12 protein-coding genes and 1 tRNA gene are annotated in these 12,457 nt (G+C 65.2%); 9 read left to right on the forward strand and 4 right to left on the reverse strand.

Features of this window, described 5'->3' with window-relative positions:
- Positions 1–48: 48 nt before the first annotated feature.
- The 4 genes from proB to rplU all read right to left on the reverse strand — a co-directional run bounded on the left by proB (position 49) and on the right by rplU (position 3,000).
- On the reverse strand, positions 49–1,188 hold the full coding sequence (gene proB, locus AB6807_RS37715; RefSeq protein ID WP_371088584.1) for a glutamate 5-kinase: 1,140 nt from the start codon (positions 1,186–1,188) through the stop codon (positions 49–51).
- A gap of 80 nt (positions 1,189–1,268) precedes the next feature.
- Positions 1,269–2,345, reverse strand: coding sequence for an Obg family GTPase CgtA (gene cgtA, locus AB6807_RS37720; RefSeq protein ID WP_371088585.1), 1,077 nt, complete (start codon positions 2,343–2,345; stop codon positions 1,269–1,271).
- 70 nt (positions 2,346–2,415) lie between these two features.
- Entirely contained in the window at positions 2,416–2,676 is a 261-nt protein-coding gene (gene rpmA, locus AB6807_RS37725; protein ID WP_116909165.1) for a 50S ribosomal protein L27, read from the reverse strand.
- Between the two features lie 12 nt (positions 2,677–2,688).
- The gene (gene rplU, locus AB6807_RS37730) at positions 2,689–3,000 is read right to left on the reverse strand and encodes a 50S ribosomal protein L21 (protein ID WP_042578903.1); all 312 of its coding nucleotides are present in this window, start codon (positions 2,998–3,000) and stop codon (positions 2,689–2,691) included.
- 192 nt (positions 3,001–3,192) lie between these two features.
- Between rplU and AB6807_RS37735 the strand changes: the two genes are divergently transcribed.
- The 9 genes from AB6807_RS37735 to zapD all read left to right on the forward strand — a co-directional run bounded on the left by AB6807_RS37735 (position 3,193) and on the right by zapD (position 12,423).
- Positions 3,193–4,185, forward strand: coding sequence for a polyprenyl synthetase family protein (locus tag AB6807_RS37735; RefSeq protein WP_371088607.1), 993 nt, complete (start codon positions 3,193–3,195; stop codon positions 4,183–4,185).
- 51 nt (positions 4,186–4,236) lie between these two features.
- A tRNA-Pro gene (locus tag AB6807_RS37740) sits at positions 4,237–4,313 on the forward strand.
- 113 nt (positions 4,314–4,426) lie between these two features.
- Entirely contained in the window at positions 4,427–6,160 is a 1,734-nt protein-coding gene (pilB, locus tag AB6807_RS37745) for a type IV-A pilus assembly ATPase PilB (RefSeq protein ID WP_371088586.1), read from the forward strand.
- Between the two features lie 26 nt (positions 6,161–6,186).
- On the forward strand, positions 6,187–7,416 hold the full coding sequence (locus AB6807_RS37750) for a type II secretion system F family protein (protein WP_116909168.1): 1,230 nt from the start codon (positions 6,187–6,189) through the stop codon (positions 7,414–7,416).
- On the forward strand, positions 7,416–8,381 hold the full coding sequence (locus AB6807_RS37755) for an A24 family peptidase (RefSeq protein WP_371088587.1): 966 nt from the start codon (positions 7,416–7,418) through the stop codon (positions 8,379–8,381). Before AB6807_RS37750 ends, AB6807_RS37755 begins: the two co-directional genes overlap by 1 nt.
- Before the next feature lie 39 nt (positions 8,382–8,420).
- Positions 8,421–9,029: a dephospho-CoA kinase gene (coaE, locus tag AB6807_RS37760; protein ID WP_371088588.1), complete on the forward strand. Its 609-nt coding sequence runs from the start codon at positions 8,421–8,423 to the stop codon at positions 9,027–9,029.
- A gap of 69 nt (positions 9,030–9,098) precedes the next feature.
- The gene (locus AB6807_RS37765; protein ID WP_371088589.1) at positions 9,099–10,592 is read left to right on the forward strand and encodes an MBOAT family protein; all 1,494 of its coding nucleotides are present in this window, start codon (positions 9,099–9,101) and stop codon (positions 10,590–10,592) included.
- Position 10,593: 1 nt separating this feature from the next.
- Positions 10,594–11,628 carry a hypothetical protein gene (locus AB6807_RS37770; protein ID WP_371088590.1) on the forward strand — a complete coding sequence of 345 codons (1,035 nt, stop codon included), beginning with the start codon at positions 10,594–10,596 and terminating at the stop codon, positions 11,626–11,628.
- A gap of 39 nt (positions 11,629–11,667) precedes the next feature.
- Positions 11,668–12,423 carry a cell division protein ZapD gene (zapD, locus tag AB6807_RS37775; RefSeq protein ID WP_371088591.1) on the forward strand — a complete coding sequence of 252 codons (756 nt, stop codon included), beginning with the start codon at positions 11,668–11,670 and terminating at the stop codon, positions 12,421–12,423.
- Positions 12,424–12,457 lie beyond the last annotated feature (34 nt).

Here is a 12,457-nt window from a genome sequence, read left to right on the forward strand (position 1 = left end):
TGCCGTCACGGCAATGAGAAAAACGGGGCCCTCGGCCCCGTTGTCGTTTCAGCTCGGCATCAGCACCATGTTGTCGCGGTGGACCATTTCAGGCTCCGCGACATAACCGAGCAAGCGCTCGAACTCGCTCGAGGGCTTGCGGCACAGGAGGCGCGCCTCCACGCTGGAGTAGTTGGCCAGGCCGCGCGCCAGCTCCACGCCTTCTGCATCACGCACCGCGATCACGTCGCCGCGCGAGAACTCGCCCGACACGCTGGTCATGCCGATCGGCAGCAGGCTCTTGCCCTCGGCGCGCACCTTGGCGGCGGCGCCCGCGTCGACCACCACGGCGCCGCGCAGCTGCAGATGGTCGGCCATCCAGCGCTTGCGGGCCTGGTGCTTGGCGGTCTGCGCGACCAGCAGTGTGCCGATGGCTTCGCCACGGGTGAGGCGCAGCAGCGCGTCGGCTTCGCGCCCCCAGGCGATGACGGTGGAAGCACCCGACCCGGCGGCGCGCTTGGCCGCGAGGATCTTGGTGAGCATGCCGCCGCGGCCGATGCTGGAACCGGCGCCGCCCGCCATGGCTTCGAGCGCCGGGTCTCCGGCGGCGGCCTCGTGCACGAACGTCGCATCGGGGTCCTTGCGCGGGTCGGCCGTGTACAGGCCCTTCTGGTCGGTCAGGATGACGAGCGCATCGGCCTCGACCAGATTGGCCACGAGCGCGCCCAGCGTGTCGTTGTCGCCGAACTTGATCTCGTCGTTGACGACCGTGTCGTTCTCGTTGATGACCGGCACCACACCCAGCTTGAGCAGCGTGACCAAGGTCGAGCGGGCGTTCAGGTAGCGCTCGCGGTCGGCCAGGTCGGCGTGCGTGAGCAACACCTGGGCGCTGCCGATCTCGTTCTGGCGCAGCTTGGTCTCATACATCTGGGCCAGGCCCATCTGACCGACGGCGGCCGCCGCTTGCAGTTCGTTGATTTCGTGCGGGCGGGTGCGCCAGCCGAGTCGCTTCATGCCTTCGGCGATGGCGCCGCTGGACACCATGACCACCTCGCGACCCTCGCGCACCAGCGCCGCCAGCTGCCGGCACCATTCGCCGATGGCTGCCTCGTCCAGGCCGCGACCCTCGTTGGTCACCAGGCTGGAGCCCACCTTGACGACGATTCGGCGGGCATCCCGCAAGGCTGTGGATCCGGAGTTCGAGGTCATGTCGGGCGGTGCTGTCGTGAGTGCTGCGGGGCTGCTGTCTGTCTATCGATTGGCAGCACCCCGGGGTGCTGCGATGCTGCTCAAGTGCCTTCGGGCGGCAGCGGAACGAAGCGCGGATCGACGACGACGGGCACCTGCTCGGCCACCTGTTGCGCCTTCACCTGCTGGTAGACGGCCTGCACCAGGTGCTCGCAGCCCTCGCGCGTGAGCGCCGAGATTTCAAACACGGGCCCCTTGAAGCGCAGGCGCTTCACGACGTCCTTGACGCGTGCGGCACGCTCTTCGTCGGGCACCATGTCGAGCTTGTTCAGCACCAGCCAGCGCGGCTTCTCGTACAGTGCGGCGTCGTACTTCTTGAGTTCGCCGACGATGGCCTTGGCTTGCGCGACCGGGTCGACGTTGTCGTCGAAGGGCGCCATGTCGATCACGTGCAGCAGCAGGCGGGTGCGCTGCAGGTGGCGCAGGAACAGGTGGCCCAGGCCGGCGCCTTCGGCGGCACCCTCGATCAGGCCAGGCAGGTCGGCCACCACGAAGCTCTGCTCCGGGCCGACGCGCACCACCCCGAGGTTGGGGTGCAGCGTGGTGAAGGGGTAGTCCGCGATGCGCGGGCGCGCATTGGAAATGGCGCTGATGAGCGTCGACTTGCCCGCGTTCGGCATACCGAGCAGGCCCACGTCGGCCAGCACTTTCAGCTCGAGCTTGACGCTGCGCTTTTCACCAGGCCAGCCGGGCGTCTTCTGGCGCGGCGCGCGGTTGATGGCGCTCTTGAAACGCATGTTGCCGAAGCCGCCGTCGCCGCCCTTGGCGATGGTGATGACCTCGCCCTCTTCGAGCAGTTCGAACAGCACCTCGCCGGTTTCGGCGTCGGAGATGATCGTGCCGACCGGCATCTTGAGCGTGATGTCGTCGCCCGCGGCGCCGAACATGTCGGAGCCCATGCCGTGCTCGCCGCGCCTGGCCTCGTGGCGGCGCGAATAGCGGAAATCGACCAGTGTGTTCAGGTTCGAGTCGGCCACCGCGAAGACATGGCCGCCGCGGCCGCCGTCGCCGCCGTTGGGGCCGCCGAATTCCTTGTACTTCTCATGACGGAACGACACGCAGCCGTTGCCGCCATCGCCGGCGGCGATGTCGATGAAGGCTTCGTCGACGAACTTCATGGGATGTCCTGTTTACAAATGAAGAAGCCCCGGCAATGCGGGGCCTCGGGTGGTCGAAGTGACTCGAGGCTTACGCCGCGGGGGTCACGTTGACCGTGTGCTTGTTCAGAGCACCCTTTTGACCGAACGACACGTGGCCGTCGACCAGGGAGAACAGCGTGTGGTCCTTGCCCACGCCGACGTTCACGCCGGGGTGGAAACGGGTGCCGCGCTGGCGCACGATGATCGAGCCTGCGCTGATCAGTTCGCCGCCGAAGGCCTTCACACCGAGCATCTTGGGCTTGGAATCGCGCCCGTTTCGCGTTGAGCCGCCGCCTTTTTTCTGTGCCATGGAATGTGCTCCTTAGCCGGCGATCGCGCCGATTTGCAGTTCGGTGAACTGCTGGCGATGGCCTTGACGTTTTTGATAGTGCTTGCGACGGCGCATCTTGAAGATGCCGACCTTGTCGTGCTTGCCGTGCGACAGTACCGTGACTGTCACCGTTGCGCCGGACACCAGGGGCGTGCCAACCTTGATTTCAGCGCCGTTTCCGACTGCCAGAACCTGGTCGATCACGATTTCCTGGCCTACGTCCGCAGCAATCTGTTCTACTTTAATTTTTTCGCCGGAAGCAACGCGATATTGCTTGCCGCCGGTTTTTATGACCGCGTACATGTAAACCTCTTAGAAATTGAGTCCCCACGGCGAATTCCGCAGAGCCCAAGATTATAGCGCGGTTTGGCTTCGACAGCCACCCCAAGGCCCGTACGCCCCGCCAGACGGCGCCCGCTCCCTATAATTTGCGCCTTCGGCCCTGCCCCCTTGCACGGGCTTTCATCATTTCCAGCAGCGCCTCGCGCCCACGCCTTGCCAGTTCCCGCCGCAGACTCTTCCCCCACCGCCACCGTGCTGGACCTGATTGCCGGCGACATGGTCGAAGTCGACCGTGTGATTGCCCAACGCCTCGACACGGGCGTGCCGCTGGTCAGCCAAGTCTCCAAGTACATCATTTCCGCGGGCGGCAAACGCCTGCGCCCAGCGCTCTTGCTGCTGATGTCGGGCGCACTGGGCTACACCGGCGAGCAGCGATTCAACCTGGCGGCCGTCGTGGAGTTCATTCACACCGCCACCCTGCTGCACGACGACGTGGTCGACGAGTCGACCCTGCGCCGTGGCCGGGCAACCGCCAACGAATCGTTCGGCAACCCGGCGAGCGTGTTGGTCGGCGACTTCCTCTACTCACGCGCATTCCAGATGATGTTGGACGCCAACAACATGCGCGTGATGCAGATCCTTGCCGAAGCGACCAACGTGATCGCCGAAGGCGAAGTGCTACAGCTGATGAACATGCACGACGCATCGCTGGACGAAGAAGCGTACCTGCGCGTGATCCGCTCGAAGACGGCCAAGCTCTTCGAAGCCAGCACGCGGCTCGCGGCCGTGCTGGCCGGCGCCACGCCTGAAGTGGAAGAAGCCTGCGCCACCTACGGCCAGGCGCTGGGCACCGCCTTCCAGGTCATCGACGACGTGCTCGACTACGCGGGCGACATCCAGGAAACCGGAAAGAACGTCGGCGACGACCTGCGCGAAGGCAAGACCACCCTGCCCCTCATCTTCGCGATGCAGCGCGGCACGCCAGAACAAAGCGCGCTCGTGCGCGCCGCCATCGAAGCCGGCGATACGGCGCAACTGAGCAAGATCGTCGAGATCGTTCGGGAAACCGGCGCGTTGGACGCCTCGCGTGCGGCCGCCGCGGCCGAGGCGCAACGTGCAATTTCTGCACTCAAAGACTTTCCGTCCAATTTGCACGCTTCAGGTTTGCTACAATTGGCGGCTCAGTTGCTTGAGCGACGTGCCTGAACACCTCACCTGAGTTGGCATCTAGGACGATTACTTTTTTCTTGCAACCATCGGGGTGTAGCTTAGCCTGGTAGAGCGCTACGTTCGGGACGTAGAGGCCGGAGGTTCGAATCCTCTCACCCCGACCAGCCTTTGGCTGGCATAAATAAATGGCCATGCCTGTTGCTGTGTAGCGATTTACAGCACAGGACTGTTCAGCGATGATCGTGAAGCACTTTTTCACATCTTTTGCATTCGCTGAATGGCCGCTGCCGAACTTCCAGTTAAAGAACCCACGCAGATCGCGCTCCCTGGGCTCGCTCGCGCCCTGGTTTCGGCCGGCAAGCTTCCCTCCAAGTCCGCCGAGGACATCTATCAAAAGTCGCTGAGCGGTCGCACCAGCTTCATCGCCGAGCTGACCGGCTCGGGTGCCGTCTCCGCCGCCGACCTCGCCCACACGCTTTCCACCGCTTTCGGGGCCCCCCTCCTCGACCTCGACGCCATTGATCCGCAGCGCCTGCCCAAGGACCTGCTCGACGCCAAGCTGTGCCACGCGTACCGCATCGTCGTTCTCAGCAAGCGCAACAACCGGCTGATCGTCGCCACGGCCGATCCGTCGGACCAGCAGGCGGCCGAAAAGATCAAGTTCGCCTCGCAGATGGGCGTCGACTGGGTCATTGCCGAGTACGACAAGCTTTCGCGAATGATCGAGGCCGCCGCTGTGAGCGCGGCCGAAACCATCAACAACATCGTCGGCAGCGAGTTCGAGTTCGACGAAGTCTCCGCCGACACCACGAACGAAGCGGCCGACCAGGCGATTGCCGAAGTCGAAGACGCGCCGGTCGTGCGTTTTCTTCACAAGATGCTGCTCGACGCCATCGGCATGCGGGCGTCGGACATTCATTTCGAACCCTACGAGCACAACTACCGCGTGCGCTTTCGTATCGACGGCGAGCTGCGCGAAATTGCCAGCCCGCCCACCGTCATCAAGGACAAGCTGGCGTCGCGCATCAAGGTGATCTCGCGGCTCGACATCTCGGAAAAGCGCGTGCCGCAAGACGGCCGCATGAAGCTCAAGATCGGGCCCGACCGGGTCATCGACTTTCGCGTGAGCACCTTGCCGACGCTGTTCGGCGAGAAGATCGTCATTCGTATTCTGGACCCGAGCAGCGCGCGCCTTGGCATCGATGCGCTGGGCTACGACGCGGACGAAAAGGCGCGCCTGCTGCATGCCATCGGCCGGCCCTACGGCATGGTGCTCGTGACCGGGCCCACGGGCTCGGGCAAGACGGTGTCGCTGTACACCTGCCTGAACCTGCTGAACCAGCCGGGCGTGAACATCGCGACGGCAGAAGATCCGTCAGAAATCAACCTGCCCGGCGTCAACCAGGTCAACGTGAACGAAAAGGCGGGGCTCACCTTCGCAGCGGCCCTGCGCGCCTTCCTGCGCCAGGATCCCGACATCATCATGGTCGGCGAAATCCGCGACCTGGAAACCGCCGACATCTCGATCAAGGCCGCGCAAACGGGCCACTTGGTGCTGTCCACGCTGCACACCAACGACGCCCCGACCACGCTCACGCGCATGCGCAACATGGGCATCGCGCCGTTCAACATCGCGTCCAGCGTGATCCTGATCACCGCGCAGCGGCTGGCCCGCCGCCTGTGCACCGTGTGCCGCGTGCCCGCCGACGTGCCGCGCGAAGCGCTGATCGAAGCCGGATTCGCCGACGACCAGCTCGACGGCACATGGAAGCCCTACCGCCCCGTCGGTTGCTCCGCATGCAGCGGTGGCTACAAGGGCCGCGTGGGCATCTACCAAGTGATGCCGATCACCGAGGCGATCCAGGAAATCATCCTGCGCGACGGCAGCGCACTGGACATCGCCCAGCAGTCCGAGGCCGAAGGCGTGCGCTCGCTGCGGCAATCGGGCCTGCGCAAGGTCATGCAAGGTCTCACTTCGCTCGAAGAAGTGGTCGCCTGCACCAACATATAACGAACACACCGAAGACCGGAGATCGAATGGCAACAGTGGCATCCCCCCGCTCCAAGCCCACGCACAAGGAATTTGTCTTCGAATGGGAGGGCAAGGACCGCAACGGCAAGCTGGTGCGCGGCGAACTTCGCGCCGCCGGCGAGAACCAGGTGCAGGCCGCGCTGCGCCGCCAGGGCGTGCTCGCCTCGAAGATCAAGAAGCGCCGCATGCGCTCGGGCAAGGCCATCAAGCCCAAGGACATCGCGATCTTCACGCGCCAACTGGCGACCATGATGAAGGCCGGCGTGCCGCTGATGCAGTCCTTCGACATCGTCGGGCGCGGCAACGCCAACGCGAGCGTGGCGAAGCTGCTCAACGACATTCGCACCGACGTGGAAACCGGCACCTCGCTGTCGGCCGCGTTCCGGAAGTTTCCGAAGTACTTCGACAACCTCTACTGCAACCTGGTGGAAGCCGGCGAAGCGGCCGGTATCCTGGAAGACCTGCTGGACCGCCTGGCCACGTACATGGAGAAGACCGAGGCGATCAAGTCCAAGATCAAGTCGGCGCTGATGTACCCGACCTCGGTGGTCGTGGTGGCCTTCGTGGTGGTGGCCATCATCATGATCTTCGTGATTCCGGCGTTCAAGCAGGTGTTCACCTCCTTCGGCGCCGACCTGCCCGCGCCCACGCTGTTCGTGATGGCCATCAGCGAGTTCTTCGTGTCGTACTGGTGGCTGATCTTCGGCGCCATCGGCGGCGGCATCTATTTCTTCCTGCAGGCCTGGAAACGCAACGAGCGCTTCCAGAAGGTCATGGACCGCGTGCTGCTGCGCATTCCGATCTTCGGCACGCTGATCGAAAAATCCTGCGTGGCCCGCTGGACCCGCACGCTGGCGACCATGTTCGCCGCGGGCGTTCCGTTGGTCGAAGCGCTCGACTCGGTCGGCGGCGCCTCGGGCAACAGCGTGTACGGCGATGCCACGGCCAAGATCCAGCAGGAAGTGTCCACCGGCACCAGCCTCACGGCGGCCATGACCAACGTCAACCTGTTCCCCTCGATGGTGATCCAGATGACGGCCATCGGCGAAGAGTCGGGTTCCATCGACCACATGCTGGGCAAGGCAGCCGACTTCTACGAGTCGGAAGTCGACGACATGGTCGCGGGCCTGTCCAGCCTGATGGAGCCCATCATCATCGTGTTCCTGGGCACCATCATCGGCGGCATCGTGGTGTCGATGTACCTGCCCATCTTCAAGCTCGGCCAGGTCGTCTGATGCTGGTGTCGAGGGAGTTCGACACCGCGTTCGCCGGTGTGCTGGGGCTATTGATCGGCAGTTTCCTCAACGTCGTCATCTACCGCACGCCGGTGATGATGTACCGCGACTGGCTCGCCGACGCCGTCGCCAACCTCATGTCCTCGAAGGACGCCCCCTCGCTGTGGACCATGGCCTTCGGCCCGAAGGTCGTGCCCCCGGCAGGGCTCGAGGCGGAAGCGGACAAGGCCGCGGCGGTGCTCGAAGCGCAGCCCCCCTTCGACCTGACCCGCCCCGCCTCGCGCTGCGGCGCCTGCGGCCACAAGATCCGCTGGTACGAGAACATTCCCGTGCTGAGCTACCTGGTGCTGCGCGGGCGTTGCGGCAGCTGCAAGACCTTCATCAGCCCGCGCTACCCGCTGGTCGAGCTGGTCACGGCCGCGCTCTTCGCGCTGTGCGGCTGGCGCTTCGGCATCACGCCGCAGGGGGCGCTCTGGGCGGCGTTCGGCGCCTTCCTGGTCTGCCAGTTCCTGATCGACTTCGACACCCAGTTCCTGCCCGACTCGCTGAACTATCCGCTGCTGTGGCTCGGCCTGATCGGCGCGGCCATGGGCTGGACCGGCGTGTCGCTGAGCTCGGCCGTCTGGGGCGCCGTGTTCGGCTACCTGAGCCTCTGGCTTGTGTACCATGCCTTTCGCCTGGTCACGGGCAAGGAGGGCATGGGCTATGGAGACTTCAAACTGCTGGCCGCGCTGGGTGTCTGGCTCGGCGCCGACTACCTCATCGCGATCATCCTCGTGTCCTCGCTGGTGGGCGCCGTGATCGGCATCACGCTGCGCGTGGCGGGCAAGCTGGCGCACAAGGACATCCCGATCGCCTTCGGCCCCTTCCTGGCCGGCGCGGGCCTGGTCTGCCTGGTGGCGGGGCCGGAGATGGTGAAGCAATGGATTCCGTTCGCCTTCCCCCTGGGCGCGCTAATCCGTTAACTCACTGACCCACTGACCCACTGACCCACTGACACAGACATGGTGCGACGCATCGGCCTCACGGGCGGCATCGGCAGCGGCAAGAGCACTGTGGCCGGGCTGCTGGCGCGGCAGGGCGCCGTGCTGGTGGACACCGACGCCATCGCGCGCGCCATCGCGCAGCCGGGCGGCATCGCGATGCCCGCCCTGGAGGCCGCCTTCGGCCCCGGCGTCATCGCCGCGGACGGCGGGCTCGACAGGGCCGCCATGCGCCAGATCGTGTTCGCCGATGCCGGCGCCAAGCTTCGCCTCGAAGGCATTCTCCACCCCCTGATCGGCACCGAGACCCAACGCCAGGCCGCCGCGGCCGGGGACGACGCGGTGGTCGTGTTCGACGTGCCGCTGCTGGTGGAGTCCGGCCGCTGGCGCGCCATCGTGGACCGGGTGCTGGTCGTGGACGCGACCGAGCAGACGCAGTTGAAACGCGTGGTCGCGCGCTCGGGCTGGGCGCCCGAAGCCGTGCAGGCCGTCATTGCCCAGCAGGCCTCGCGCAGGGCGCGGCGGGCGGCGGCGGACGCGGTGCTCTACAACGAGACTCTTAGCCTGGAGGAACTCGGCGCGCAGGTGTGGGGTCTCTGGAATCGGTGGGTCGGGCCCGGCACGCGATAATTTGGGGTTGACGCCGCGACGGCTGCACGACGATCACGTCACACGGCGCACGCCTCAGCGCCCCTCACGATGCTTTTCAATTCGTATCCCTTCATCTTCGTTTTCTTCCCGCTGGTCCTGATCGGCTTCTTCCTGATCGGCGCGCGCAGCCCCCGGTCGGCGGCGGGTTTCCTGGCACTGGCCTCGCTCTTCTTCTACGGGTGGTGGAGCGTCAAGGCACTGCCCCTGCTGCTGGGGTCGATCTGCATCAACTACTGGTTCGGGCTACGCCTCACGCCGTCCCCGAGCCGCGAAGACAAGCACCGCAAGGCGCTGCTGATCATCGCGCTGGTGATCAACCTGGGCGTGCTGGCCGTCTTCAAGTACGCCAACTTCTTCCTGGAGAACATCGACGCCGGGCTGGCCGCCGCGGGCTTTGCGCAGATCGACCTGGTGCACATCGTGCTGCCGATCGGCATCTCGTTCTACACCTTCACGCAGATCGCCTTCCTGGTCGACTGCTGGCAGGGCAAGGTGCACGAGCGCAGCTTCATTCACTACCTGCTGTTCGTCACCTACTTCCCGCACCTGATCGCGGGGCCCGTGCTGCATCACGCGCAGATGATGCCGCAGTTCAACAGCCCGGCCACCTACCGCTTCAATGCCAACAGCGTGGCACTCGGGCTGGGCATCTTCGTCTTCGGCCTGGCCAAGAAGATGCTCATCGCCGACCCGCTGGGCCAGTACGCGGACATGATGTTCAAGGGCGTGCACGAAGGCGTGATGCCTTCGCTGTACACCGCGTGGTTCGGGGTGCTGGCGTACACGCTGCAGATCTACTTCGACTTCTCGGGCTACTCCGACATGGCGGTGGGCCTGTCGCTGTGCCTGGGCGTGCAGCTGCCGCTGAATTTCCGCTCGCCCTACAAGTCGACCAACATGATCGAGTTCTGGCGGCGCTGGCACATCTCGCTGTCGACCTTCCTGCGCGACTACCTCTACGTGCCGCTGGGCGGCAACCGCAAGGGCCCGGCGCGCCGCTACATCAACCTGTTCCTGACGATGCTGCTGGGCGGCCTGTGGCACGGCGCGGCCTGGACCTTCGTGATCTGGGGCGCGCTGCACGGCGCATACCTCATGGTCAATCACTTCTGGAACGCCAAGGTGCGCCGCGGCAGCACCAGGACGACCTGGTACGGCCGCGTGGCCGGCTGGTTCATCACCTTCCTGTGCGTGATGATCGCCTGGGTGGTGTTCCGCGCCGACAGCCTGTCGGCCGCCATCGAGATCTACAAGGGCATGCTGGGCCTGCACGGTGCGCCGGTGTCGGCCTTCGGCGAATTCCGCGTGCCCTTCCGCAAGCCGGAGTTCTTCCAGACCCTGCTGGTGGCCCTGGTGATCTGCCTGGCGCTGCCACCCACCATCACGCTCGACCGCTGGATTCCCAACGTCGCGGGCCTGGCCGGGCGCCCGCGCCTGCAGCGCGTGGCCACCTGGGTCACGGGCCTGGGCTGCATCTATCTTTTTGGCCTGTGCGTGTCGAAGTTCGGCAACTACAGCCCGTTCCTCTATTTCCAGTTCTGACATGGAAGACACGAAATCGGCCAGGACCTGGCTTGGCATCTTCGCGGTGGGTTTCCTGGTGTGCTGCGCCCTGCTCGTCGTGAGCCTGTTCACGCCCATTCCCTATGGCGACCTGACCCGCATCGGCCGCATCTCGGAGCGCGAATTCGGCTGGCACGCGCCGCCGCCGCCCATTCCGGACGCGGACGTCAAGACCTGGCCCATCAACGAATCGGACATCCTGGTCATCGGCGACAGCTTCTCGGTGCGCTACGCCTGGCAGGCCTCGCTCGTGGGCGCGGGCTACAAGGTGACCACCACGCACTGGGACAACCTCGACAGCACGGTGTGCGACGACTTCTCGGGCTGGCTCCAGAAGTCCGGCTTCAAGGGCAAGGTCGTGATCGTCGAGAGCATCGAGCGCCTGCTGCAGGAGCGCATCGAAAAGTCCGAGACGTGCGCGACCATGAAGCACGCCTTCAAGCCCACGCCGCCGCCGTTCGAGAATCCGGCCAGGCCCGCTCCCGGCTTCCAGCTCAACTGGGACGCCGAACTGCTCAGCGGCTGGCTGACCTTCGTGAACACACGCGGGATCATGGCCTCCGACAGCTGGTCGAACAAACCGGAACGCTGGGGCCAGCTGATCGACGCGCGCAAGGTGCCCGACGGCTGCAAGCAGTTCAGCCATCGCGCCTGCGACAAGCTGCTGATGACCGCCGAGGACCGCCTCAAACCGGCGCTGACGGCCGAATCCGCACGGTTCATGAAGCGTTTCGAAAGCAACGCCGCGCCCTACAAGGTCGTGTGGATGGTGGTGCCGAACAAGAGCACCGTGTATTTGCAACAAAACCATGCCGATGCGTTCAGGGCCGAGTTCAACCCGCAAAATATCGGACCGGACCTGTTCGAGCTTGCCGAGCAGAACCGCTACAAGGTCATGGACCTCTTCCCCGCCAACGAGACACATGTGTCAACCCGGGGTTACATTCTTTTCGGTCAGCGTATGCTGGAGGCTGTGCGCCAGGTGCTGCCAGCACCGGCCGCCAAATCACAATGAGCGCAATGCGCTCGCCCCTGACGTGAAAAAACGAGACGCGTGATCCTCTACGAGTACCCCTTCAACGAGCGCATCCGCACCTACCTGCGGCTGGAGCACCTGTTTCGCCGGCTCGGCGAGCTGGTGCCCTCTGAATCGCCGCTGTCCCACCACTACGCCCTCATCACGATCTTCGAGATCATGGACGTCGCCGCCCGCGCCGACCTGAAGGCCGACGTGCTGCGCGACCTGGACAAGCACAAGAACGTCTTCAACAGCTACCGAGGCAATCCGGCCATTGCCGAGACCGTGCTCGACCAGGTCGTCGGCCAGCTCGAGCGCAACTTCACCACGCTGAACGGCGTGGCGGGCAAGGCTGGCCAGGCATTGACCGAGAACGAGTGGCTCATGAGCATCCGCAGCCGCGCCGGCATTCCGGGCGGCACCTGCGAGTTCGACCTGCCGGCCTACTACGCCTGGCAGCATCGCCCCGCTCCCAGCCGCCGTGCCGACCTGGAGCGCTGGTCGAACACCCTGTCGCCGCTGGCCTCGTCGATCTACCTGCTGCTCAAGCTGCTGCGCGACGCCGACGTGCCCTACAAGGTGATCGCCACCCACGGCCAGTTCCAGCAGAACCTGCCCCAGGGCCGCAGCTTCCAGTTGCTGCGCCTGCGCATCGACCCGCGGCTGGCGTTGATTCCCGAAATCAGCGGCAACCGTCTCATGGTGTCCGTGCGCCTCATGCGCCACGACAAGGACGACCGCATGCACCAAAGCTCGGACGACGCGCCCTTCGAGCTGACCCTCTGCGCATGAGCGCGGCGCCGGGACGCCCCACGAAGGTATTGCA

It is taken from the genome of Variovorax sp. RCC_210 (assembly GCF_041355175.1).
Taxonomy (GTDB): domain Bacteria; phylum Pseudomonadota; class Gammaproteobacteria; order Burkholderiales; family Burkholderiaceae_C; genus Variovorax.